Here is a 23,046-nt window from a genome sequence, read left to right as displayed (position 1 = left end):
TACGAATTATTCTTCAATTGTTGTACCAGTGATTACTACGTCCTCTAGAGGTACGTCTTGGTGCATGCCGTAAGAACCAGTGCTAACGCCTTTGATCTTATTTACGATGTCCATGCCTTCTACAACTTCACCGAATACACAGTAACCCCAACCATCTAGGCTTTCGCTACGGAAATCTAGGAATGTGTTGTTGTTTACGTTGATAAAGAATTGAGAGCTTGCTGAATGCGGCTCCATAGTACGCGCCATAGCAAGTGTACCCACTTTGTTGCTTAGGCCGTTGTTTGCTTCGTTCTTGATAGGGGCACGTGATGCTTTTTCACGTAGACCAGGTTCCATGCCACCACCTTGGATCATGAAACCGTCAATAACACGGTGGAAAAGAGTGTTGTCGTAAAAGCCATCGCGGCAGTACTGAAGGAAGTTTGCGCTAGTCTCTGGCGCTTTCTCTTCGTTTAGTTGAATCTTGATGTCACCAAAATTAGTGTGAAGGGTGATCATGCTACTTTCCTTTACTGTGTTGTGTTGAGCCCGAGATTCTAGCCTAAGTTCTAGTGCATTAAAAACTCAGGAAGAGGAAATTCTTCGTTTTGTGCTTGAAGTTTAGCCGATTATCGTTTTATCGGTTAATTGCTATTACCTAACCAAGTCGGAGTTGATATACTCGACCTTCTTTTATTCATTCACAATCATAGATAGAGATCATGTTAAAGATATATAACACACTCACAAGACAGAAAGAGGAATTCAAACCAATTACAGCTGGCAAAGTCGGCATGTATGTCTGTGGAGTTACCATCTACGATCTCTGTCACATCGGTCACGGTCGCACTTTTGTCTCCTTTGACGTGGTATCACGTTACCTTCGTTACCTAGGTTACGATCTAACGTTTGTACGCAACATCACAGACATCGATGATAAAATCATTAAACGTGCGGCTGAAAATGGCGAGTCTTGTGACTCATTGACCGAGCGCTTGATCGGTGAAATGCACGCAGACTTCGACGCATTAAACATGAAGCGCCCAGATATTGAGCCTCGTGCAACCCAGTTTATTCCAGAAATCATCGAACTTGTTCAAAAACTGATTGAACGTGGCTTTGCTTACGTTGCGGATAATGGCGATGTAATGTTTGAGGTTCGCAAGTTTGACGAATACGGCAAACTGTCTAAACAAGATTTGGATCAGCTGCAAGCGGGCGCGCGCGTTGATGTCGAAACAGCCAAACGCAGCCCACTAGACTTCGTTCTTTGGAAGATGTCTAAACCAGGTGAACCTACGTGGGAATCACCATGGGGCCCTGGACGTCCAGGCTGGCACATTGAATGTTCTGCGATGAACTCTTCAATCCTAGGTGATCACTTTGACATTCACGGTGGCGGATCTGATCTTCAGTTCCCACACCACGAAAACGAAATCGCGCAATCATGCTGTGCACACGACACTAAGTACGTAAATACTTGGATGCACAGTGGCATGGTGATGGTAGATCGCGAGAAGATGTCTAAGTCTCTAGGCAACTTCTTTACTATCCGTGACGTACTTGGTCACTACGATGCAGAAACGGTTCGTTACTTCCTTATGTCTGGTCACTACCGTAGCCAGTTAAACTACAGCGAAGAGAACCTAAACCAAGCACGCGCTTCGCTTGAGCGTCTATACACTTCTCTACGTGGTTTGGATCTAAATGCTGCTCCTGCTGGTGGTGAAGAGTATGTATCTCGCTTTACAGCAGCGATGAACGATGACTTCAATACGCCAGAAGCGTACTCAGTTCTGTTTGATATGGCGCGCGAAGTTAACCGTCTGAAAACAGAAAACCTAGAGAAAGCGAGCGAGCTAGGTGCGCTAATGCGTGAACTAGCAGATGTGATCGGTATTCTTCACCAAGATCCAGAAGCCTTCCTAAAAGGTGATGCAGGTAACGATGATGAAGTGGCTGAAATCGAAGCTCTTATCAAGCTGCGTAACGACTCTCGCGCTGCGAAAGATTGGGCGAATGCAGATATGGCTCGTGACAAACTGACCGAAATGGGCATTGTTCTGGAAGATGGTCCAGAAGGCACAACGTGGCGTCGTAAGTAATTGAATTTTCAATTTTAAAGGGCTGATAATTCAGCCCTTTTATTTTCCATTTCCATAAATTAAAACTTTAACTTTAGGTAATGCTCTGTGGCTCAGATGTATTTCTATTACTCAGCAATGAATGCGGGTAAATCAACAACGCTTCTTCAATCCTCTTTCAACTATCAAGAACGCGGCATGACGCCAGTTATTTTTACGGCGGCACTAGATGATCGCTTTGGTGTCGGTAAAGTGAGCTCTCGTATTGGTCTTCAATCTGACGCACACTTGTTTCGTCAGGATACCAATTTATATCAAGAGATCGCAGCTCTGAATGAGGTTGAGAAACGTCACTGTATTCTTGTTGATGAGTGTCAGTTCTTGTCGAAAGAGCAGGTTTACCAACTTACTGAAGTTGTTGATAAACTACATATTCCAGTATTGTGTTACGGCCTTCGCACCGATTTTCTAGGCGAACTTTTTGAAGGCAGTAAGTACCTGTTATCTTGGGCAGACAAGTTGGTTGAGCTCAAAACGATCTGCCACTGCGGTCGCAAAGCGAATATGGTTATTCGTACCGATGAACATGGCGTGGCGATTAAAGAGGGCGATCAAGTTGCGATCGGCGGTAACGACAAATATGTCTCCGTGTGCCGTCAGCATTACAAAGAAGCACTCGGTAAATAATCCGTATTAATACAGAAAAGCCACCGTAATCGGTGGCTTTTTGTTGTCTGCTAGAAAGGGCTTAGACTAAGTCAAAACCAAATCTCTCTAGCAAAACCTGGTAAGACGATTCGACTTGCTGAGGGATGTTCTGCTCGGTTTGAAATCCTTTCTCTGGATAGCTTTTTACACGAGAGAAATCTTCCATTAGTGCTTCTAGCACCATCATTAATGGCATGTCTTCATTAATATACTCAAAAAACGGATGAGCCGTAGAGCTTACTTGGAGCTGGGAGTAGGGTGACTGCCACTGTTTTTCAAATGTCGCTATAGCTCTGCGTTCCATAAATGGTTTTTGCACCAGAATAAACGATGAGCAATTTTTTCCTTCCTCTTTCAATCGCTGCTCAGTAAAGCGAACGTTTTCTCCACTGTTGGTGGATTCAGTTTCGAGCAAAATTGCTTCACTGGGCACACCTGACATCTTGGCAATCTCGGCAAAAGTTTCCGCTTCGCTTTTTTCAAACAGTCCATCGGTAAAACGACCTTCTCCCCCTGAAAATACAATCAAAGGCGCTAACTTTTGGTGGTACAGATTTGCTGCATGCTCTGCTACACGCACATCGTTACTGCACATCACAAACAAACAGTCTGCGGGTTTCAGCTCATGTTTGAGTTGCATGTAATCCCAAAGTGTTTCTATGTGTCGATAGAGTTTCATAGCGCGTCCAAAGTTGAGTTGAAATGAAATTGATAGCCAAGTGAGAGTAGCTTGTCTGCGAGAATGCGCTTATCCGTTTGTTCTGTGACTGGTGGAAGAGGTATCTCACTTTCGCTCTTATTTATAGCGGCTTGGTAGAACTCCGCCTTGCTGACGGTATGCGGTGTGGTCACGTTAATAACTTGGTTGCTTAAATTATCTAAAGCAAATTTGACCGCCGATACTGCATCGTCTTGATGAAGCATATTAGCAGGCGCTTTACGACTGACTTGTTTTAGTCTCATTGCAAAGCGAGAAGGGTGCCTGTCTGGCCCCATTAGCCCGCTACAACGCATAATGACGAAGCTAATATTAGAGTCGATAACATGCTGCTCGGCTTGCAGCATAATACGTGCATTGTCAGAGAAATAAGGGCTGTCGGCTGCTAAAGAGAGTGACGCATCTGCTTCTTCCATATCAGAAGCTAGGTTGGGATACACCGTTGTAGAGCTAATCATAACGAGCTTTTCAACGTTGTTTTGCTTTGCTGCGTTTGCGAGCATTTGCCATTGTTGGGCGTATTCTTGTCCGCGTCCTTTACGAAAACCAGGGGGAAAAGCACCGACAACGTGAGTAATTTGATGTTGCTTAAGCAACTCATCTAGCCGTTTCGCCGCGTTAAGTTGATTAAAATCGAATAATGCGGAGTGAGTTAATGAAGCGGGTAACTCGTTTAACCGAGCTTGGTTACGACGAGTAACGACAACGTGGTGTCCGTCTTTCATCAAAGTTTCTGCTAGCGGAGTTCCGAGCCAGCCTGCACCTACGATCAATGTATTTGCCATTTGGGTCTTCCTACTTACTTATTTATGTCTGCTCGAATAGATTGAGCAGCTCTGCTTTGGCTTGTTGATGGAGGGGATCTGAATGCCATTTCTGATGTTGAATAAGGTCAACATTGACTTGCCAAGCCAGCTTTGTGAAATCATCCCCAACTCTTTTCAGTGTGTTCGGTGAATACGCGACTAAATGCTCCGGAAGAAAGCACCAACCAAACCCTTTATTCGCTAATTCCAACAAAATATAGTAGTTATCAGCGTACCAGATATCTGGGCTGAATGCTTGATTGAGACCACATGGCTCTGCGTTTTTGGAGCGTATGACCAGTTGACGATGTTGTTTGAGTTGATCAATGTGAGTGACGCGTTGCTGTGCCAGAGCGTGTGTTGAAGAGACATAGACATCGAACGCAATGTTACCAAGATTAGTGAAATCGATATGTCTTGGCATTTGTAAGTCACTCAAAATAATCCCAGTAGTGGCGCGCTCCGATTTGACCAATTCAATGATATCCGGACTTGAAGCTGTTAAGCATTCAACTTGCAAGTGTGGAAAGCGTTGCTCTAAATTTTTTAGCACGTCGGGCAAGCGAGTCAGAGGAATCCCTTCATCAATGGCTAAAACCAATTTATTAGTTGGTGTTGAAAAAAGCTGTGATGCTCTGTTGTTCAATCGGTCGAGTTGGCTGATTGCCGCTTGTGCATAAGGTATGAGCGCGAGGCCACTCTCGGTTAATTTCGGATATCGACCAGAGCGATCAAATAGATCAACACCACAGTCGACCTCCATATTTATGATGTGTTGGCTGACTACGGATTGAGCTCGCCCCAGTTTTCTTGCCGCGCCTGAAAATGACCCGGTTTCTGATGTAGCAATGAAAGCTTGCAGTTGTTCGATGGTAAACATATCGCTTTTGCCGATGGTATCTAACTTTTTGTTATCTGAATAATAGATAAAATTCTAAGCATTGAGTAGAACTATTTGGACAGAGAAATATGACTCGTAACGAACGAATTTTTCATGCAGTACTTTTTGAGTTAATTGCACTCGCGATCATTGTGCCAGCGGCTTCATTGATCACCGGAAAGGGATCGAGTGATCTCGCGTTAGTTGGGATTGGGTTGAGCATGTATACCGTCGTGTGGAATTACATCTACAATTTGTACTTTGATAAGTGGTTTGGCAGCAATCGAACTGAGCGAAGTTTAGCGATGCGTTTTGGGCATACAATTGGATTCGAGGGAGGGTTGATCTTTATCTCTATACCCGTCATTGCTTGGTTCTTAGAAATTACGCTTCTCCAAGCTCTGGTGTTGGAAGCTGGCTTCCTAGTGTTCTTCCTATTTTATGCCACAGGCTTTAATTGGTTGTACGACAAGGTTCAGCCATTTAGCAAAATGAAAAAACGATTAGCACCGCAGGTTTCGGCAGGAACAAAATGCAGGGACCAATAAAAAACGCCACCGAATTCGGTGGCGTTTTTGTTCAAATTACACAGAAAGGACTCTTAAAATCTTATCCGCATGCTCTGCGACTTCAATACCTTCATCTGTTAAATAACCACCATCAGGCTGTGTACAAAGTTGCTTCTCGTATAGACGAGCAACGGCTGCCTGCATTTCTTCTGACGCGTCTGTATGAACTTTAATACCAGTTGCAGCACTACTTAAGTCGAACTGAAGAAGTAGGTTCAATTCGGCGATATGTTCAGCTGAATATTTCATAAATGATTCCTTTACGCTTTTTTTACCAAGCTAGTCTGAAAAGAAGAGTTGAGCAACATTAAACGATAAGAAGTGTTAAGTATGGCGCTATCAGGCTGATATAACGCAGGATCTTTGTTCGAAAGGCAGAATACTTGTTAAGTATCAATGATAGTTACGATTGCTAATGATAGTTGACCTTTATTGGTTGATCTCTCGACAACAACATTTTTAGTAAACATGTTAAATAGCGCTTGAAAAAGTAGGGAAATGGAGCGATTATCCGCGCCTCTTTAATTGTTTCTAAATGTTACACCACAATGAACTTCAATCAGTTTGACTCACTATTACCGCCTCAGGCTGCGGAACGCGCGGCTGAAGTGGGGGTAGGTAAAGCAACTAAAGCACCGATCAAATCTTTTTTATTGGCAATTTCTGCCGGACTTCATATTGGTATTGCGTTCATCTTTTACACCACGGTGACAACAGGCGCAGGCGACCTTCCATGGGGTATTACTAGGCTAATCGGTGGCCTAGCCTTCAGTCTTGGTTTGATTCTTGTTGTCGTTACAGGTGGTGAGCTTTTCACTAGCTCAGTATTAACATTGGTAGCGCGAGCCAGTGGAAAGATCTCGTGGCAAGCGCTAATCAAAAACTGGTTTGTGGTTTATTTCGGCAACATGGTTGGTGCTCTTTTGTTGGTAGCATGCATGTTGGTTACCAAGCAGTATATGTTTGATCACGGCCAAGTTGGCCTCAACGCGATGGCGATCTCTCAACACAAATTGCACCATGGTTTCTTTGCTGCTGTTGCGCTTGGCATCATGTGTAACGTGCTGGTGTGTATTGCTGTTTGGATGACGTTTAGCGGACGTACATTAACTGACAAAATAGCGGTCATGATTCTGCCAGTAGCTATGTTCGTGTCGGCAGGTTTCGAGCACTGTATTGCGAACATGTTCCAAGTACCCATGGCGATTGGAATCAAATATTTTGCACCGGAAGCATTTTGGCGAATGACAGGGGCGGATATTGCAAACTATGCGGACTTAAACATGATGGGGTTCATCGTAAATAACCTTATCCCTGTAACGATAGGGAACATCATTGGTGGCGGTGTATTCGTTGGTATGTGGTATTGGATGATTTATCTACGTGATGAAGACAAGCATTTACGATAAATCTAAAAGAATAAAAGAAAGGCGAGCCAAATGGTTCGCCTTTCTTTTATTCATGTCGATAAGTTTCACACAAATCGAGTGAGTTAAATCAGCTCTTCATTGATGCCAAAATCGGTTGGGAGCCAATGAGAAGTCACTTCCTTTGGTTCTTGAACGAGCCAGTCCAGAGGTGCATCGGATAGGAGTTCATCGTAATTTTCTTTGATCATTAAGACATCCATGTACGTCTCTCCAAGTTTGTGGTCACTATCTTTACTCTAAAATTAGAATATGTCAGGCAAGTGATCAAAGCATGACGATTAGATTGATCACTTATGCTGCTATGTTTCTGGTTGCGTATGGGTTTAGGGTGTTTATCCACATTTTCTGTGGATAACCTGTCTCAAAGGCCGTGCGTATCTAAACTTGCAAAGAAAATTTCATAAAATTAGAGGCTTATACTCGAGAGAATTCTGTCTGACTTTTCTCCAGAAAGCGTCTTGATGAATGTTTAAAGAATGGATGAGTTACTCAGATAAAAGTGCGTTTGACTTGATAATACAAGCCCTTTCACTGGCTTTGTTCACACGCTTAAACTATCTATGAGTTTTGGTAGGTTCTGATTGTTGGATTTTTATTTTGATCCGGCCTTCTTTCGTTTGTACCCAGCTCAGTGTCATCTCCAGCGTAATAGCGACGGAGGTACTCAACATGACGAAAATAGCCAGCATAATCACCAACTGATATTTAATTGCGACCATCGGGCTTGCGCCACCTAGAATTTGACCGGTCATCATGCCTGGCAAGGTAACCAGCCCTGTAGTGGCCATAGAGGCTAAAGTTGGAGCAAGTGACTTTCTAAGGGCCTCTTGAATGAAGGGGAATGATGCATAACGAGGAGAGGCACCAAGTGAGATAGCAGCCTCGTATTCTGATCGTCTCTGTTCAAAAGCCGTAAATAAATTCTGCAGTGCGATGATGTTACTACTTAAGCTGTTACCCAATAGCATGCCCGCAAGTGGGATCATGTACTGGGCGTTGTAAAGAGGGGATGGCTGCACTAGGCCTGCGGTGATCGCTATAAGAAGTGGAATTAGACCACAGGTTAAGCCTGTAAGTAGAGGAAGCATGAGTGGCTTTTTAGGTAGACGAGCTTTTCCTGCAATTGAGCTTGCACCAATCAGTAACATGATGGCAAGCCAAAGTATATTGACAAGTAAGCTGTTTAATTGAAAAAGATATTCTAAATACACGCCAATCAATATGAGCTGAAGTGTCATACGAATAACACTGATTATCGTGTCTTTCGCAATGCCTAATTTGTAGCGGGCATTAATAAAGAAGGGAACCAACAAAATCAGACCAAACAATGCCAGTTTGGCCCAACTTATATCCACCACGCTATCCATAATCGCTCCTCGAAAATCCGCGAATAATTGTAACTAAGCCCCTCCTTTATATGAACATCAATGTGCATTTTTTGATGTTCTCAACGTAAACCTTTAGCGCTATTCTCGTCATTATTTTGCATCATTTTATTTACAATTGATTATCTTTTGACGGGTTTTTAAGCCAATTTATGACCCGTTAATTACTATCCAAATGTAACTTATGTTTGTTAAATGTTGTTGTTTTAACAATTGGTTAAAAGACTTATTTTGTCACATCTGTTCATGTTTTTTAATAAATAACATCAATCAATCACATCTCTGGATGAGCTCAAAAAAGTGTTGAATTACAAGGCCTGAGAGCTCTTATTTGATTGAACCTTACTATTAGTATGGTCTAACATTTTCCATTAGAGATTGTAAAAAACTTAAGCTTGGTTACGCGGGCTTTTCAATAACACTAGATACAAAATAGGCAAATGTATGAGTGATGTTAATAAAATTGAGAGTGGTGAAAAACGCTCCCTGGAGTGGAAGTCGTTCCTCTTCATTGCAGTTGTTCTCTTCCCAATTCTGAGTGTGGCTTTTGTCGGCGGTTACGGGTTCATCGTTTGGATGTTGCAAGTGTTCTTCTTTGGACCTCCAGGCGCGCACGGCATGTAAGCCTGTGAGCTCATAACCACACTTTTGAAAAGATTTTAAGAGAGCAAATAATGAAATCATTAATCATTAAACTGTGGCGTACCATGACGCGCCCAGCTGTACATATCAGCCTAGGTGTGCTGACTATGGGCGGCTTCATTGCTGGTGTTATCTTTTGGGGTGGCTTTAACACCGCTCTAGAAGCAACCAACACAGAAGAATTCTGTATTAGTTGTCACACAATGCGTGACAACGTGTACGTTGAGCTGCAAGAAACGGTTCACTGGAAAAACCATTCAGGTGTTCGTGCTACCTGCCCTGATTGTCACGTTCCTCATAACTGGACAGACAAAATTGCTCGTAAAATGCAGGCATCTAAAGAGGTATTTGCACAGGTATTTGGCAACTACGATGAACCTGGTGTGTTCGAAGAGCGTCGTATCGAACTTGCGAAACACGAATGGGATCGTTTCTCGGCAAACAAATCTTTAGAGTGTAAGAACTGTCACAACTACGAATCGATGGATTTCGAGCAAATGTCTCCAACCGCTCGTATCCAAATGAAGCAAGCAGCAGAGAAAGATCAAAGCTGTGTTGACTGTCATAAAGGTATCGCGCATAACCTGCCAGCAGGTATGGACAGCATCGGCGGTATCGTGGGTGACCTAGAAGGTATGACTTCAAATACAGATTACTCTGTAGGTCAGCAACTAGTGAGTGTTCGTCACCTACCAATTTACTTTGATGCACAAGGCACTAAAGAAGCCGGTCTTCTTAACCCAGCATCGACCGTTAAAGTTCTTGAAGACAAAGGCGAGTTTGTTGAAATCGAAATCGATGGCTGGCGTAAAGCGAAAGGCTTTGGTCGCGTAATTCAAGAAGACTTCGGTAAGAACATTGCGACTGCGTCTCTGATGAAAGAAGCAGCGACAGATAGCAACATTGTGACGACTGGTGAGAAAAAAGTGGATGAGCTAACGGGTCTTCCATGGGAAAAAGTGGCAGCGAAAGTATGGATTAAGAAAGAGTCTATGCTGAACGACATCAATCCTGTTTGGGAAAAATCTCGTGAAGCGTACAAGACCAACTGTTCTGTATGCCACACGCAACCTGCGGAAGCGCACTTCGACGCGAACACCTGGCCAGGTATGTTCGACGGTATGTTGGCGTTCGTTAACCTAGATACAGACAGTGAAGCCCTGATCTTGAAGTATCTACAGAAACACTCTTCAGATTATGCTGAAGGTCACCACTAATAAGCGTCGGATTGGAGTAATTTAAATGGCTATTACACGAAGAAGTTTTCTTAAAGGTGTAGCAACCACAAGTGCAGCGTCAGTTATTGGTCCTAGCTTATTGGCATCAGCCTCTGCCAATGCTGTTGAGACGACAGGTACTTGGAAAGTAACAGGTTCTCACTGGGGCGCGTTCCGCGCCCACATCTACGCGGGTAAAGTTCAAGAGATCAAGCCGCTAGAGCTAGACAAAAACCCAACAGAAATGTTGAACGGCATCAAGGGGATTATCTACAGCCCTTCACGTGTTCGTTACCCAATGGTTCGTCTAGATTGGTTGAAGAAACATAAATACAGCGCGGATACTCGCGGTAACAACCGTTTCATCCGCGTGACTTGGGATGAAGCGCTAGATTTGTTCTACCGCGAACTAGAACGTATTCAAAAAGACTACGGTCCATGGGCGCTACACGCAGGTCAAACAGGTTGGAACCAAACAGGTTCATTCAACAACTGTACCGCGCACATGCAACGTGCAGTGGGTATGCACGGCAACTTCATCACGAAAGTAGGTGACTACTCGACGGGTGCAGGTCAAACCATCATGCCTTACGTACTTGGTTCAACCGAAGTTTACGCACAAGGTACGTCTTGGTCTGAAATCCTAGAGAACTCTGACAACATCGTTCTTTGGGCTAACGACCCAGTGAAAAACCTTCAAGTAGGTTGGAACTGTGAAACGCATGAGTCGTTCAAGTACCTAGCACAACTAAAAGAAAAAGTAGCGAAAGGTGAGATCAACGTTCTATCTGTAGATCCAGTGAAGAACAAAACTCAGCGCTACTTAGAGAACGATCACTTGTACATTAACCCGCTGACAGACGTAGCGTTCATGCTTGCTGTGGCGCACGTGCTGTACAACGAAGACTTGTACGATAAGAAGTTCATTGATACTTACTGTCTAGGCTTTGAAGAGTTTATTCAATACGTTCAAGGTAAGACAAAAGATAAAGTAGAAAAAACACCAGAGTGGGCTGCGGCTATCTGTGGCGTGAAAGCGGACAAGATTCGCGAATTCGCGCGTATGCTAGTCAGTGGCCGTACACAGATCCTGATGGGTTGGTGTATCCAGCGTCAAGAGCACGGTGAGCAGCCATACTGGGCAGCGGCTGTGGTTGCTGCAATGGTTGGTCAAATCGGTTTACCTGGCGGTGGTATCTCTTACGGTCACCACTACTCAAGTATCGGTGTACCTTCAACTGGTTTCGCGGGCCCTGGTGGTTTCCCTCGCAACCTTGACCAAGGTATGAAGCCGAAGTGGGACAACAACGACTTTAACGGTTACAGCCGTACTATCCCAGTTGCACGTTGGATCGACTGTCTGCTTGAGCCAGGCAAAGAGATCAACTACAACGGCGGTAAAGTGAAACTGCCAGACTTCAAGATGATGGTGATCTCGGGTTGTAACCCATGGCACCACCATCAAGATCGTAACCGCATGAAGAAAGCGTTCCGCAAACTTCAAACGGTTGTAACGATCGAGTTTGCTTGGACTGCAACATGTCGTTTCTCGGATATCGTTCTACCTGCGTGTACGCAATGGGAACGTAACGACATCGACGTATACGGTTCATACTCGAACAAAGGTCTGATTGCGATGCATCGTCTCGTCGATCCATTGTTCCAATCTAAGCCTGATTTCCAAATCATGAGTGAACTCACTCAGCGTTTTGGTCGCCGCGAAGAATACACTCGTGGTATGAGCGAGATGGAATGGATCGAAAGCCTTTACAACGATTGTAAAAAAGCGAATGAAGGTAAGTTTGAAATGCCAGAATTCAACGAGTTCTGGGAGAAGAGCGTACTAGACTTCGGTGAAGGTAAACCTTGGGTTCGTCATGCGGACTTCCGTAAAGACCCTGAGCTTAATCCACTAGGTACGCCGTCTGGCTTCATCGAGATTACATCACGTAAGATCGGCCGTTACGGTTACGAACACTGTCAAGAGCACCCAATGTGGTTCGAAAAATCAGAGCGTTCACACGGTGGTCCTGGTTCAGATAAATACCCATTCTGGTTGCAGTCTTGCCACCCTGATAAGCGTCTGCACTCTCAGATGTGTGAGTCTGAAGAGTTCCGCGCGACTTACGCGGTACAAGGTCGTGAGCCGGTTTACATCAACCCAGCGGATGCCAAAGCAAAAGGTATTAAAGATGGCGATTTGGTACGTGTATTCAACGGTCGTGGTCAGCTGTTAGCTGGTGCTGTTTTGACTGACAGCTACCCACGTGGCGTTATTCGTATCGAAGAAGGTGCATGGTACGGTCCTCTAAACGAGAAAGAGGGCGCAATCTGTACTTACGGTGACCCTAACACGCTAACGCAAGACATTGGCTCTTCTGAACTTGCGCAGGCGACTTCTGCGAACACCTGTATCGTAGACTTCGAGAAGTTCACCGGCAAAGTACCGCCAGTGACTTCATTCGGTGGTCCAATCGAAGTTGCTTAATTAATGCAATTCACATCAATCGAAATACCAGCCTTCGGGCTGGTATTTTTTTAACCAAAATTTCAGTGAGCGTTATCTCAATAATAAATTTGTGATGCTAAACGACAGTAGGATTCGTGACGTCGATAACGAATTGGGTGGGACAAGCAGGGGATAATGAACCAAGCTAAACAATAATAATTAAGTGAGTAGACTCTTTATGGCTCAGAGCATTCAATTGGCAAATCACATTGAGATCACTGTGAATAACAACGACCTCCAAGTTGAAGTTGAGGGTAATCAATTACATTTTTCTTTTGCTGGGCTTCACAATAAAACGTTTACCGACCGTGAAGTGTTGTTCGAGATGCCGTTTTTATACGAGCACGAGGCCAACGTGATTGGTGATGGCTTCCAAATGCTAGCGCAAACAGCGGGAACGGTTAGCCATCCCTTTGATATTGGTCGCTGTCCAGACAACAACCCTTCTTATCGAATCTATCCCAAAGATGCCCCTAAGCGTTACTACAACTATTTAGTGGTGGAAGGCTCGGCTGGCTATACCTTGTTTGGCTTTACTTCATGTCACCGTTTTGCGGGCTATTTTGATGTTGTACTGCGTGATGGACATTGGGTTTTATCTGCCGCGATTGATGGTGAGTTTACTCAAGTGGCGGATTGGGAAAGTAATCAACTTGAGTCCGTGGCGGTACTCTGTGGCCAATCTCTGTCTGAGCTATATCAAATCTATGGCGAGATGATTGCAGAGCATCATCCTGTTCGCCAAGGTGTGACACAAGATGCGCCTGTCGGTTGGTGTTCGTGGTATGCCTACTACGCAGACGTGACAGAGCAAAACATCATGCAGAACGTTGATTGCATGCAAGATAAGCTTGAAGACCTAGAGTGGGTACTTCTGGATGATGGCTATCAAGCCTTTATGGGCGATTGGTTAATCCCATCGGATAAGTTTTCTGGTGGTGTGAAAGAGCTCATTCATAGTATCCGTGCAAAAGGCAAAAAGCCGGCGATTTGGATGGCACCCTTTATTGCTCAACCTGAGTCGGAGATCTTCAAACAACACCCAGAGTGGTTTGTTCGTCACAAAGATGGAAGCTTACTTAAGGCAGAAGATGTCACATACGGTGGTTGGCGCTGCACGCCTTGGTACATACTCGATACCTCAAATCCAGAAGTGCAAGACCACCTGACGAGTGTGGTCTCTGTCATGAGACAAGAGTGGGGCGTTGAATTGTTCAAGCTAGACGCGAACTATTGGGGCACCTTGAAAGGTGTGCGTAAACAATCTGGTATTACAGGCGTTGAGGCGTATCGCTTAGGAATGGAAGCGATTGCTAAAGGCGCTGGTGATGCGTGGCTTTTAGGTTGCAACGCGCCAATGTGGCCATCTCTAGGGCTTGTGGATGCAATGCGTGTTTCTGATGACGTAGAACGCCATAGTCGTCGTTTCGAGCAGATAGCCAAAGAAACCTTTTATCGTAGTTGGCAGCATCGAAAACTGTGGCAAATTGATCCGGATTGCGCGACATTCACGTCATTAGCTAATCAAGCCGCATCCAGAGAAGAGTATGAATTTCATCGCACGGTGTTATTGGCGTGTGGTGGTTTGCTGCTGTCTGGCGATCCGCTCCCTGAGATTACGCCATTTGCAAAGAAGACATTGGCTAAGCTCATGCTACGTCAACAACGTAACCAAGAGTCAGCAAAGTTCACGGCTTTGAGTTTAAATCATGCGTTTTTAAAACTAACGACGAAGAATGACCTTCACTGCTTGTTTAACTATGCCAGCTACGGGGCGATGGAATTTACGCTGACGTCTGATCAACCGATGGATTGGTATGATTACTGGACAGGAGAAAAGCTAAACCAAGAACCTTGTCAGTTATTAATGGTTAGCGTTGATAAAGGGCTAAATGCGAAAGCGATCGTCACGGCATAACGTGAAGCAAATCGTTCGATTATAAAAACAAGAAAGGAGCCTACTGTGGCTCCTTTCTTGTTTTGACGTCCTGAGCGTTAGAACTCGAATAAAAAGTAATACCCGTATCCAACGATAAAAGCAGGAATGGACGAATAAATAGTCGCGACCAAAGCGGCTTTCGGTGCCATAGCAATGGCGGGGAATAGGGCGTCACCATCATTGGAAATCGCATTTGCCAGCTGCGCCGAAAGTGGCGCTGCACCAGAGATGTACAGGCTGGTGACTAAAATTTGCGGTCCGCAACCAGGCAGCATACCAATGGCTAGGCCAGCTAATGGCATCCATATCCCCCAATGAGAAAAGGTTTCTACGAGGTCGATTCCAGAAAAATAGGTCGTCAGTTCAAACGCCAGAAACGCCACGATCACCCAAGCACTGACGAAGTTTGTGTCTTGAGCCGCTTTTTGAATTGGGTGCGAGTCCACAATTTTTTCATCTTCAGAGACCGTTGACTGATAATCGCCGAGCTCTTTTGTCATAGCCCACAACGACATTGTGATCACCGCGAAGATAGCGCCCAGCCATTCAATGGTATTGTCCTGCAAAGACAACAGCTGATTAATATCGATTTGGAAAGACATTAACGCAGCAACGACGCTGGCAGGTACAATAAGCCATTTCCAAAACGCGCCTTGCAGATTGATTGCACGTTGTTCAAGAGGCGTGTGTCGGTCTGTCTGGTGTTGGCAACAAGCATGTGTCTGAGGTGCTTCTTTTGGCTCTGGGCGCAGAAAGTTATCAGCATGAAAAGCATTAACGACCAGCCCTGAAAGAGTACCCACGATTATGCCTAATCCAACCACGCCTAATCCAACACTTGGCTTGGCGGCAAGAAGTAAAAAGGCAGCGTCACCCATTGTTGAAGTAAGTACCGCGACAATCGCCCCAAATCCTACTCGACCACTAATAAATTGCGTTGTCACAACAATAGCGCCACCACAGCCAGGCAAAGCACCCAATAAAGAAGCAAAGAAAACCTGATGATTACGCGAGCGATGGTAGAGCTCGGTAATTCGATTGGTTTTCGACATAAAGTTTGAAAGATAATGATAAATAGCCAATGTGGCAGCAACATAGCATGACACCGCCCAGAATGAATCGGATAGCGTCTGTACGGCTACGTCACGTGTATTTTCATTGCCTAGCAAAATGAGCATGACGATAGGGATCAGCAATCGCTTATAAGCTAAACGAAACTGAGTAGGCTGAAACAACTGTTGTGCAGAGTGTAAAAATTGGGTCGCGTTCATCGTTTACTCAAATGCAAATAGGAATAATTATCATTATATGTAAATGAGATTTATTCGCAATAGCATTGTGAACTTTTCTTCGTGTCAAACTCTCTGAAATCAGGTAAAGTATCGGCCTTTGTGAGCAAACACGCCCTAATTAACTGTATTAGGCGGCGTATAAAATTGACTTGAATAGGAAGAAACATGATTCTAGTTGTAGGTCATAAGAACCCAGACAGTGACAGTATTTGTAGTGCACTCGTTGCAACTGAACTTCTAAAAGCGCGTGGCGTTGAAGCTATGCCAATTCGCCAAGGCGAAATCAACCGTGAAACTCAGCACATCCTAGAAGTTGCTGGCGCTGAAGTTCCTGAGCTTCGCACATCAGTTGCGGGTGAGACCGTTTGGCTAGTAGATTACTCAGATCTAGCACAAGCACCAGACGATATCGCAGAAGCTGAAATTGCGGGTATTGTTGACCACCACCGCCTAGGTGACGTGATGACAGTAAACCCAATGGAAGCATGGATCTGGCCTGTTGGTTGTACCAACACTGTTCTATTCAACATGTTCAAGATTGAAGGTCACGCGATTACTCCACAAATCGCTAAGCTAATGATGTCAGCAATTCTATCTGACACAGTAGGCTTCGCTTCTCCAACTTGTACACAAAAAGACAAAGATGCCGTTGCTGAGCTAGCGGTAATCGCAGACGTACAAGATGTTGACGCATTCACTAAAGATCTTCTAATTGCTAAGACAAACATCGAAGGTCTATCTGCGGCTGAGCTTGTTGAGAAAGACCTTAAAGGTTACCCATTCAACGGTCGTGACGTAGTAGTAGGTCAGGTTGAGCTTGCAACACTAGAGCAAGTTGACGGTATGATCGAAGCACTAGAAGCGGATCTAGAAGCGCGTTGCGAAAAAGACAACCTTGCATTTGCTGCTGTAATGCTAACAGACATCACGACTGCTCAAACTCGTCTTCTATACAAAGGTGAGTGGGCTGAGAAGCTTGTTAAGCACGAAAAAGACGGCATGTTAATGATGGAAAACACGCTAAGCCGTAAGAAGCAAGGTTGGCCTTGGCTTCAAACTGAGCTAGCGTAATTTCATTATTACCAGCATATACTGTAAATGCCCGCTTAGCTGCGGGCATTTTTCTATGGGAAACAGGAGACGAATATGTCTGAGCAACTCACCCAAGAGCAGATGGATACCATCAATCGCTACAACGAAGAGCAACGCTTAAAGTACTGCGTAAAAGAGATTGTGGCGAATCGTAAAGTTTGGATTCTGAAAGATGAACATGGCTGTGTCATGTTAAATACAGAAGATGATGATTGTGTACCAGTATGGCCAAACGAAGAGTTTGCTTTGCAATGGGCTAATGGTGATTGGGAAGATTGCGAGCCAGAAGCGATCTCTCTAAACAAGTGGCACAGTCGTTGGACATCTGGTCTGGAAGATGACGAATTATCTGTTGTTGTATTCCCAAATCAAAATGAAGAAGGGGTCGTATTGTTTCCTGACGAGTTTGATTTCGAACTGCGCAAACAAGCGAGCCGCCGCTAATTTTTCGATTCGTGTCCATTTAATAAAGAAGCCTGCTTTAACGCAGGCTTCTTTACATTTGTGCGATGACATCTTTGATAGGCTATTTTGTTTGGTGGCTTGGCGCCTTATAGAAGTGGCTTTCGACTAGGCGTTGAGTAATCGGGTGTTCTGGGCTAGTGAGTACCTGGTTAGTTTCGCCAAACTCGACCACTTCACCTTCATGCATCACCATCACTTTGTCAGTAATGTGCTTAACAATGCCAATGTGTTGAGATACATACACAAATGACAATCCCATCTCTTCTTGCAACTCGAGGAATAAGTTAATGATCTGTGAGCGCATTGCCATATCCAAACCGTTTAACGCCTCGTCAGCGACAATGATGGAAGGTTGAAGAATAAGCGCACGAGCTAAACACACGCGCTGTTTTTGACCTGCCGCTAGCATTTGTGGGTAAAAATAGGCGTGTTCAGGCAACAATCCGACGCGGAGTAGGGTGTTCTTCACACGCTGCATGCGTGCATCTGGCGGCATGTTGGTGTTTCGCTTTAATGGGCCTTCTAAAATACGACCAATCTGGATACGTGGGTTTAACGATGTGTTTGGATCTTGGAAAATCATGCGGATGAGCTTGCAGCGTGTCGCGTAATCTTTGTGCTCTAATCGTTCGCCATTCACACGGATCTCTCCGGAGCTTGGTTCAACAACGCCAGCAAGCATACGAGCTAGTGTAGATTTTCCTGACCCGTTTTGACCAATAAAACCAATAGTTTGCCCTGGTTCTAAAGTAAAGCTTACCGGTTTAACTGCCTCATTAACCTGACGTTTGAACAGACGGGAGCGTGTAACAAATTGCTTCGATAAATTATCGACTTCAAGTAACGCACTCATGACTTTTTCTCCGTGTTCAATGGAAAGTGGCAGTTAAATTTATGATTCTTAATTCGTCTGGTGTGTGGAATTTCAACACATTGTTTCTGCGCATACGGGCAACGTGGACCGAGTCGACAACCGATGGGCAGATGCTGCAATGGCGGAATCGAGCCCGGTAGGGATTGGAGTTTTTGCTTGTGTGGTACCCAATCATTAAAGTCTGGCATCGCTTTAAGCAAGGCATCGGTGTACGGGTGCTTGGGTGCCGCAATGATTTTACTGGTATCGGCAGACTCCACCGACTGACCACAATACATTACCGTAATACGTCCTGCCCACTGTGTTATGGTCGCTAAGTCGTGGCCGATAAGCAGAATAGTGGTGTTATTAAGTTGGTTCATGCGGCTCAACAGACGCAATATTTGCGATTGGGTAATCGGGTCTAAGTCGTTCGTTGGTTCATCTGCGATCAGCAACTTTGGTTTGGTCGCTATCGCCATGGCAATCATGACTTTTTGGCACTCACCATCAGTCAGTTCATAAGGGTAGCTACCCATTAAACGCTTGTGATCTTTAATGCCTACTTTATGCAGAAGCGCGATGGCTTGTTTTTTACGCCATTTAAATCGCTCCCACCATTTCCCTTCAAACGCGCGAGATGGGATGGACTCGATCAATTGACGTCCCACTTCTTCTGAAGGATCAAGACAGGTTGATGGCTCTTGGAAGATCATCGCAATATCACGGGCAATGACACGTCGACGCTCTTTTGGCGTAAGCTGAAGCAAGTCAATATTGCCAAGGCGCATACGGTCCGCGGTAATGCGCCAGTTATCTTTACTTACCCCAACAATCGCTTTTGCAACCAAGCTTTTCCCTGAACCAGACTCACCTACAAGACCACGAATTTCGCCTTCATTCAAAGTTAGGCTCATTCGGTCCACGGCTTTGACCAACCCTTGAGGGGTTTCGATCTCAATAGTCAAATGTCGAATATCTAACAACGGCATTATTCGATCCCCGCATTAAGCGCTTGACGTACACCTTCACCTACTAAGTTTAGGGTAATAACGGTAAACATGATGGTTAGGCCGGGTAGGGTTACGGTCCAAGGTGCAATATAAATCAACTCGACAGAGTCACCTAATATCGCTCCCCACTCAGTACTTGGTGCTTGTGCGCCTAAGCCAAGAAAACCCAGCGCAGTAATATCTAAAATCGCAGCAGAGAGCGCGAGCGTGATTTCAGCAGCAATGACCGTCAATATGTTGGGAAGAATTGAACTCCACAACAAGTAGAAATCGTTCGCGCCATCAAGACGTGCTGCCATGATGTAGTCTTTTTCAACTTCGGTGTGGACTGCGATATAAACAGAACGAATAAAACGCGGAATCAATGCCAAGCAGATCGCGAGTAAAATGTTGAACCCACCAAAACCTAGAAATGCCACAAAAATGATCGCTAATAACAACGAGGGAATCGACATTACAGTATCGAGCAAGTGATTGAGAGTACTCGACAGTAAGCCTTTCGTCATGCCTGCTAATACGCCAATCAAACAACCTACGACCGCGGCAATCGCAGTGATGGCAACGGCTGCACCAAATGTAAGTTGAGAGCCCATGATCAAGCGTGACAGAATGTCTCGGCCTAAGTCATCGGTTCCCAAAAAGTAATCAACCGTTCCAGCTGGGGCCCATGATGGCGGCACAAGCAATTCGCCTGACTGTGCTTGGGCATCAAACGGCGCAAGCAGTGGCGCAAAAATGGTAATTAGGACGATAAATACCAAGCACCATAGGCCAAACATGGCTAGCCCGTTGGCGCGGTAGCTTCGCCAAAATCGCTCAAACTGAGTTGGAATGCGCTCTTCCTGATAAACGTTATTTGTTAGCATACCATTCCTTTCGAACTAGAGGGTTAATCATCGCGCCAATCAAATCAGAGAGAATATTAGCGGTGAGAACCAAAGTCGCAAGTACCATCACGCCAGCTTGGATTGATGCATAATCTTGGTTTGCCAATGCATCTAACAACCAACGACCAATACCTGGCCAGTTAAAAATAGATTCAGTGATGATAGCCAAGGTAATCATACTGGAAAGCTGAACACCGACTTTGGGGATGATAGGCGGTATCGCATTACGCAAGACATGTTGAGTTACGATCTCGCGGTTAGAGAGACCTTTGATTCTCGCTGCACGAATGTAGTTTTGGCTCATCACTTCCGCCACCGAAGAACGCATTAGTCCGACAACCTGCGTGGTTGGAGCCAAAGCAAGCACCAAACATGGCAGCACCATATGCTCAATGACGCTTTGCAGTGCGTGAGCGCGGTATTCACCTTTCGCCATGAATGCGTCGATAATGGCAAATCCGGTTACATGATCAATTTCGTAAAGCAGGTCATATCGTCCTGCCACGGGAAAGAGTTGGTACTCTAATGAAAAAACCATGATAAGTAACAAAGCCACCCAAAAAATTGGGGCGGAATAACCAGACATCGACATGAATGAAATGCTGGTGTCGAGCCATTTACCTTGCTTCATCCCAGCCACGGTTCCAAGTGGAATGCCGATCAAAAGGGACACCAAAAAGGCAAAAAAGCACAGTTCCAAAGTGGCAGGGAATACGACGGCGAGCTCGTCATAAATCGCGTTGCCGTTTTTACTTATGCCAAAATCAAGCTGAGAAAGGTTGATTAAGTAAGTTTGCCAACCTGACCAAAAATCAACGTTTGCCCAGTGCGAGAGGGGGTCGAGGCGAAGCAGAGAAAAGCCCACTAACGTGAGGATCATCAAAGTGATGAAAAATAGGTTAAAGCGTCGAACGGTATACCAAAACATCAGTGAATTCTCTCAACTCTATCAAACGGTTGGGCATTGAAAGGGCTTGATTTGAAGCCTGTCAGTGATTTGTCGTGAACACGGAATTGCACACCATGTGCCAGAGGAATTACCGGGAATTCTTGATTTAAAATGTTCTGCGCTTGGCGATATAGGTTCAGACGGTAACGCGGTTCTTGGGTTTCCAATGCCAAATCGAGTAAGAAATCGAAATCATCGTTACACCACATCGATACGTTGAGGCCAACGCGATCAGACTCACAAGATAATAACGGGCGGAAAAAGTTGTCAGGGTCCCCGGTATCACCAATCCAACCAGTTAAAAGTAAATCGATGTCGTTGATGTTCTCTAAATCCACACGTTCGAATCTATCATCGGTTAGCAACGTTAACTCAACCCCAATATCGGCAAAATTCGCTTGGATTAGCTCCGCGGTCTTGCGAGGACTTGGGTTAAAGGCGCGTGGTTCAAGTGGTACCCACATGGTCAGCTCTAGACCGTCTTCATAGCCAGCATCACGGAGTAGTGCTAATGCATAGTTACGGTCATAACGAATTTTTACGCTGTCCTTTTGATAAGCCCATGAATTAGGCGGTAGCAATGTATAAGCTTGCGAGCCAGTTCCGTAGTAAACCGAATCTAAAATGTTCTGACGGTTAATCGCTAAGTTAAGTGCTTGGCGGACGCGAGCATCACTCAGTGCCGTCGTTTCAGTGTTGATCGCAATAAAGGATACGTTGTTGGCTGGCGTAGCAGTTAGCTCAAGATTGTCATTTTCTTGAATAACGGGTATTTGGCTCGAAATAGGCGAAGAGAGCACATCGCACTCGTTTCTTAAAAGTTTCGCCAAGGTACCAGTGCCTCGATGAGAGATATCGAACACCACTTGTTCCATTTTTGCTGGTGACTTCCAGTAATTAGAATGACGCTCTAATCGAATCAAGTCGTTCACTTGGTACTCTTTTAGTTGATATGGGCCGGTACCGATAGGAAGTTGGTCGATTTCTTCTTTATGATCTTTTGCTGCCAGTTGCTGTCCGTACTCCGCAGACAATATGACAGCATGGCTGGTGGCAATATTTGCCAAGAAGGAAAAATTTGGCTGAGATAAGGTAAACCTTACCGTATGCTCGTCAATCGCAGTCACGTCTTGCAGCAGGTTTTGAAAATCTAACCCTGCAAACCATGGATAAAAACCACCACCTACTTGGTGAAAAGGATGGTCTACATCAATGATTCGCTTGAAGCTAAATACCACATCCTTTGCATTCAATGGGCGAGTGGGAGTGAACCAGGACGTGGTTTGGAATTGAACATTACGTTTAAGCTTAAACGTGTATTCCGTTCCTGACTCATTCACAGACCAACTCTCAGCGATATTTGCTACTGGCTGATGTGATTTAGGATCGAGCGTGAGCAGCGTATCGTACAACTGCGGGCTCAGTGCCTCTGCGGTAATACCGCTATCAATAAGCTGAGGGTTAAACGTAGTTGGCTTACCTTGTCCGCAAAACACAAAGCCAGCTTTGCGAATGTCATTGTGGTCAATTTCATCACCACAAGCGGTCAGTAGGCTAATCCCAATAAGGCTCAGCGATAATCTTATAAAAGCATTCATAATATGAAATGTTCATTGGATCTTGCTT

General features: G+C 44.9%; 23 protein-coding genes. 10 read left to right on the top strand and 13 right to left on the bottom strand.

Annotation, left to right across the window (positions count from 1 at the left end; translation table 11 throughout):
• Positions 1–6: 6 nt before the first annotated feature.
• Positions 7–501, bottom strand: a complete 495-nt coding sequence (locus tag CBX98_RS02285; protein ID WP_005390900.1) for a peptidylprolyl isomerase — start codon at positions 499–501, stop codon at positions 7–9.
• 203 nt (positions 502–704) lie between these two features.
• Between CBX98_RS02285 and cysS the strand changes: the two genes are divergently transcribed.
• Both cysS and CBX98_RS02275 read left to right on the top strand, forming a co-directional pair.
• Positions 705–2,087 carry a cysteine--tRNA ligase gene (gene cysS / locus CBX98_RS02280; RefSeq protein WP_005390902.1) on the top strand — a complete coding sequence of 461 codons (1,383 nt, stop codon included), beginning with the start codon at positions 705–707 and terminating at the stop codon, positions 2,085–2,087.
• Between the two features lie 87 nt (positions 2,088–2,174).
• Positions 2,175–2,753 (top strand): thymidine kinase, encoded by a 579-nt coding sequence (locus tag CBX98_RS02275; protein WP_005378154.1) that lies wholly within the window; start codon positions 2,175–2,177, stop codon positions 2,751–2,753.
• A gap of 61 nt (positions 2,754–2,814) precedes the next feature.
• Here CBX98_RS02275 and CBX98_RS02270 read toward each other — a convergent pair whose 3' ends face one another.
• Genes CBX98_RS02270 through CBX98_RS02260 form a run of 3 tightly spaced genes read right to left on the bottom strand, consistent with a single transcriptional unit; the run spans position 2,815 to position 5,178 of the window.
• On the bottom strand, positions 2,815–3,453 hold the full coding sequence (locus CBX98_RS02270) for a YdcF family protein (protein WP_005390904.1): 639 nt from the start codon (positions 3,451–3,453) through the stop codon (positions 2,815–2,817).
• Positions 3,450–4,277 carry an NAD-dependent epimerase/dehydratase family protein gene (locus tag CBX98_RS02265; protein ID WP_109168487.1) on the bottom strand — a complete coding sequence of 276 codons (828 nt, stop codon included), beginning with the start codon at positions 4,275–4,277 and terminating at the stop codon, positions 3,450–3,452. The genes CBX98_RS02270 and CBX98_RS02265 overlap by 4 nt, the downstream gene beginning before the upstream one ends.
• 22 nt (positions 4,278–4,299) lie before the next feature.
• Positions 4,300–5,178: a LysR family transcriptional regulator gene (locus CBX98_RS02260; RefSeq protein WP_005390908.1), complete on the bottom strand. Its 879-nt coding sequence runs from the start codon at positions 5,176–5,178 to the stop codon at positions 4,300–4,302.
• A gap of 89 nt (positions 5,179–5,267) precedes the next feature.
• On the opposite strand from CBX98_RS02260, the gene CBX98_RS02255 reads away from it, so the two are divergent.
• A complete protein-coding gene (locus CBX98_RS02255) occupies positions 5,268–5,726 on the top strand; it encodes a PACE efflux transporter (RefSeq protein WP_005390910.1) in 459 nt (152 codons plus the stop codon).
• A gap of 36 nt (positions 5,727–5,762) precedes the next feature.
• Here CBX98_RS02255 and CBX98_RS02250 read toward each other — a convergent pair whose 3' ends face one another.
• Positions 5,763–5,996 (bottom strand): TIGR02647 family protein, encoded by a 234-nt coding sequence (locus tag CBX98_RS02250; RefSeq protein ID WP_005378148.1) that lies wholly within the window; start codon positions 5,994–5,996, stop codon positions 5,763–5,765.
• Between the two features lie 299 nt (positions 5,997–6,295).
• Between CBX98_RS02250 and focA the strand changes: the two genes are divergently transcribed.
• Positions 6,296–7,156: a formate transporter FocA gene (focA, locus tag CBX98_RS02245; RefSeq protein WP_109168486.1), complete on the top strand. Its 861-nt coding sequence runs from the start codon at positions 6,296–6,298 to the stop codon at positions 7,154–7,156.
• Positions 7,157–7,239: 83 nt separating this feature from the next.
• Here the strand turns inward: focA and CBX98_RS26770 are convergent, their stop codons facing one another.
• Positions 7,240–7,365, bottom strand: coding sequence for a hypothetical protein (locus CBX98_RS26770; RefSeq protein WP_254903806.1), 126 nt, complete (start codon positions 7,363–7,365; stop codon positions 7,240–7,242).
• Between the two features lie 366 nt (positions 7,366–7,731).
• Positions 7,732–8,544: an ABC transporter permease gene (locus CBX98_RS02235; RefSeq protein WP_109168485.1), complete on the bottom strand. Its 813-nt coding sequence runs from the start codon at positions 8,542–8,544 to the stop codon at positions 7,732–7,734.
• Between the two features lie 462 nt (positions 8,545–9,006).
• Between CBX98_RS02235 and torE the strand changes: the two genes are divergently transcribed.
• The 4 genes from torE (at position 9,007) to CBX98_RS02215 (ending at position 14,848) form a co-directional block, all read left to right on the top strand.
• Positions 9,007–9,186 carry a trimethylamine N-oxide reductase system protein TorE gene (torE, locus tag CBX98_RS02230; RefSeq protein ID WP_005378141.1) on the top strand — a complete coding sequence of 60 codons (180 nt, stop codon included), beginning with the start codon at positions 9,007–9,009 and terminating at the stop codon, positions 9,184–9,186.
• Positions 9,187–9,236: 50 nt separating this feature from the next.
• Positions 9,237–10,421, top strand: coding sequence for a pentaheme c-type cytochrome TorC (gene torC / locus CBX98_RS02225; RefSeq protein WP_006742852.1), 1,185 nt, complete (start codon positions 9,237–9,239; stop codon positions 10,419–10,421).
• Positions 10,422–10,446: 25 nt separating this feature from the next.
• Positions 10,447–12,909: a trimethylamine-N-oxide reductase TorA gene (torA, locus tag CBX98_RS02220; protein ID WP_041156583.1), complete on the top strand. Its 2,463-nt coding sequence runs from the start codon at positions 10,447–10,449 to the stop codon at positions 12,907–12,909.
• Positions 12,910–13,108: 199 nt separating this feature from the next.
• Positions 13,109–14,848, top strand: a complete 1,740-nt coding sequence (locus CBX98_RS02215; RefSeq protein WP_109168484.1) for an alpha-galactosidase — start codon at positions 13,109–13,111, stop codon at positions 14,846–14,848.
• A 77-nt stretch (positions 14,849–14,925) separates the two neighbouring features.
• Here CBX98_RS02215 and CBX98_RS02210 read toward each other — a convergent pair whose 3' ends face one another.
• Positions 14,926–16,140, bottom strand: a complete 1,215-nt coding sequence (locus CBX98_RS02210) for a putative manganese transporter (protein WP_109168483.1) — start codon at positions 16,138–16,140, stop codon at positions 14,926–14,928.
• Positions 16,141–16,326: 186 nt separating this feature from the next.
• Here CBX98_RS02210 and CBX98_RS02205 point away from each other — a divergent pair, with 186 nt between their 5' ends.
• Complete coding sequence (locus tag CBX98_RS02205) at positions 16,327–17,232, top strand: manganese-dependent inorganic pyrophosphatase (RefSeq protein ID WP_005393312.1); 906 nt, start codon at positions 16,327–16,329, stop codon at positions 17,230–17,232.
• Between the two features lie 75 nt (positions 17,233–17,307).
• Positions 17,308–17,697, top strand: coding sequence for a DUF2750 domain-containing protein (locus tag CBX98_RS02200; RefSeq protein ID WP_012841946.1), 390 nt, complete (start codon positions 17,308–17,310; stop codon positions 17,695–17,697).
• Positions 17,698–17,779: 82 nt separating this feature from the next.
• On the opposite strand, the gene CBX98_RS02195 is transcribed toward CBX98_RS02200, so the two are convergent.
• Genes CBX98_RS02195 through sapA form a run of 5 tightly spaced genes read right to left on the bottom strand, consistent with a single transcriptional unit; the run spans position 17,780 to position 23,018 of the window.
• Positions 17,780–18,571 carry an ABC transporter ATP-binding protein gene (locus tag CBX98_RS02195; RefSeq protein ID WP_006742848.1) on the bottom strand — a complete coding sequence of 264 codons (792 nt, stop codon included), beginning with the start codon at positions 18,569–18,571 and terminating at the stop codon, positions 17,780–17,782.
• Complete coding sequence (locus tag CBX98_RS02190) at positions 18,568–19,563, bottom strand: oligopeptide/dipeptide ABC transporter ATP-binding protein (protein WP_005378126.1); 996 nt, start codon at positions 19,561–19,563, stop codon at positions 18,568–18,570. The genes CBX98_RS02195 and CBX98_RS02190 overlap by 4 nt, the downstream gene beginning before the upstream one ends.
• Positions 19,563–20,450 (bottom strand): ABC transporter permease subunit, encoded by an 888-nt coding sequence (locus CBX98_RS02185; protein ID WP_005378123.1) that lies wholly within the window; start codon positions 20,448–20,450, stop codon positions 19,563–19,565. The genes CBX98_RS02190 and CBX98_RS02185 overlap by 1 nt, the downstream gene beginning before the upstream one ends.
• Positions 20,437–21,399 (bottom strand): ABC transporter permease subunit, encoded by a 963-nt coding sequence (locus CBX98_RS02180; RefSeq protein WP_046874787.1) that lies wholly within the window; start codon positions 21,397–21,399, stop codon positions 20,437–20,439. The genes CBX98_RS02185 and CBX98_RS02180 overlap by 14 nt, the downstream gene beginning before the upstream one ends.
• Entirely contained in the window at positions 21,399–23,018 is a 1,620-nt protein-coding gene (sapA, locus tag CBX98_RS02175) for an ABC transporter substrate-binding protein SapA (RefSeq protein ID WP_005393298.1), read from the bottom strand. The genes CBX98_RS02180 and sapA overlap by 1 nt, the downstream gene beginning before the upstream one ends.
• Positions 23,019–23,046 lie beyond the last annotated feature (28 nt).

Origin of the sequence: Vibrio sp. T9 (assembly GCF_003123985.1) — a bacterium.
GTDB classification, from domain to species: domain Bacteria; phylum Pseudomonadota; class Gammaproteobacteria; order Enterobacterales; family Vibrionaceae; genus Vibrio; species Vibrio diabolicus.
Note: the sequence above shows the minus strand (reverse complement) of the source record. Positions and strands in the feature narration are given on the sequence as shown.

What these genes read in the sequence shown, in the direction of transcription:
- CBX98_RS02215 (WP_109168484.1), top strand. Translation starts at nt 13,109, where the DNA reads ATGGCTCAGAGCATTCAATTGGCAAATCACATTGAGATCACTGTGAAT.
- torC (WP_006742852.1), top strand. Translation starts at nt 9,237, where the DNA reads ATGAAATCATTAATCATTAAACTGTGGCGTACCATGACGCGCCCAGCT.
- CBX98_RS02285 (WP_005390900.1), bottom strand. Translation starts at nt 501, where the DNA reads ATGATCACCCTTCACACTAATTTTGGTGACATCAAGATTCAACTAAAC.
- CBX98_RS02250 (WP_005378148.1), bottom strand. Translation starts at nt 5,996, where the DNA reads ATGAAATATTCAGCTGAACATATCGCCGAATTGAACCTACTTCTTCAG.
- CBX98_RS02260 (WP_005390908.1), bottom strand. Translation starts at nt 5,178, where the DNA reads ATGTTTACCATCGAACAACTGCAAGCTTTCATTGCTACATCAGAAACC.
- CBX98_RS02195 (WP_006742848.1), bottom strand. Translation starts at nt 18,571, where the DNA reads ATGAGTGCGTTACTTGAAGTCGATAATTTATCGAAGCAATTTGTTACA.
- sapA (WP_005393298.1), bottom strand. Translation starts at nt 23,018, where the DNA reads ATGAATGCTTTTATAAGATTATCGCTGAGCCTTATTGGGATTAGCCTA.
- CBX98_RS02180 (WP_046874787.1), bottom strand. Translation starts at nt 21,399, where the DNA reads ATGTTTTGGTATACCGTTCGACGCTTTAACCTATTTTTCATCACTTTG.
- CBX98_RS02185 (WP_005378123.1), bottom strand. Translation starts at nt 20,450, where the DNA reads ATGCTAACAAATAACGTTTATCAGGAAGAGCGCATTCCAACTCAGTTT.
- CBX98_RS02190 (WP_005378126.1), bottom strand. Translation starts at nt 19,563, where the DNA reads ATGCCGTTGTTAGATATTCGACATTTGACTATTGAGATCGAAACCCCT.
- CBX98_RS26770 (WP_254903806.1), bottom strand. Translation starts at nt 7,365, where the DNA reads ATGATCAAAGAAAATTACGATGAACTCCTATCCGATGCACCTCTGGAC.
- CBX98_RS02270 (WP_005390904.1), bottom strand. Translation starts at nt 3,453, where the DNA reads ATGAAACTCTATCGACACATAGAAACACTTTGGGATTACATGCAACTC.
- focA (WP_109168486.1), top strand. Translation starts at nt 6,296, where the DNA reads ATGAACTTCAATCAGTTTGACTCACTATTACCGCCTCAGGCTGCGGAA.
- torE (WP_005378141.1), top strand. Translation starts at nt 9,007, where the DNA reads ATGAGTGATGTTAATAAAATTGAGAGTGGTGAAAAACGCTCCCTGGAG.
- CBX98_RS02200 (WP_012841946.1), top strand. Translation starts at nt 17,308, where the DNA reads ATGTCTGAGCAACTCACCCAAGAGCAGATGGATACCATCAATCGCTAC.
- CBX98_RS02235 (WP_109168485.1), bottom strand. Translation starts at nt 8,544, where the DNA reads ATGGATAGCGTGGTGGATATAAGTTGGGCCAAACTGGCATTGTTTGGT.
- cysS (WP_005390902.1), top strand. Translation starts at nt 705, where the DNA reads ATGTTAAAGATATATAACACACTCACAAGACAGAAAGAGGAATTCAAA.
- CBX98_RS02255 (WP_005390910.1), top strand. Translation starts at nt 5,268, where the DNA reads ATGACTCGTAACGAACGAATTTTTCATGCAGTACTTTTTGAGTTAATT.
- CBX98_RS02210 (WP_109168483.1), bottom strand. Translation starts at nt 16,140, where the DNA reads ATGAACGCGACCCAATTTTTACACTCTGCACAACAGTTGTTTCAGCCT.
- CBX98_RS02265 (WP_109168487.1), bottom strand. Translation starts at nt 4,277, where the DNA reads ATGGCAAATACATTGATCGTAGGTGCAGGCTGGCTCGGAACTCCGCTA.
- CBX98_RS02205 (WP_005393312.1), top strand. Translation starts at nt 16,327, where the DNA reads ATGATTCTAGTTGTAGGTCATAAGAACCCAGACAGTGACAGTATTTGT.
- torA (WP_041156583.1), top strand. Translation starts at nt 10,447, where the DNA reads ATGGCTATTACACGAAGAAGTTTTCTTAAAGGTGTAGCAACCACAAGT.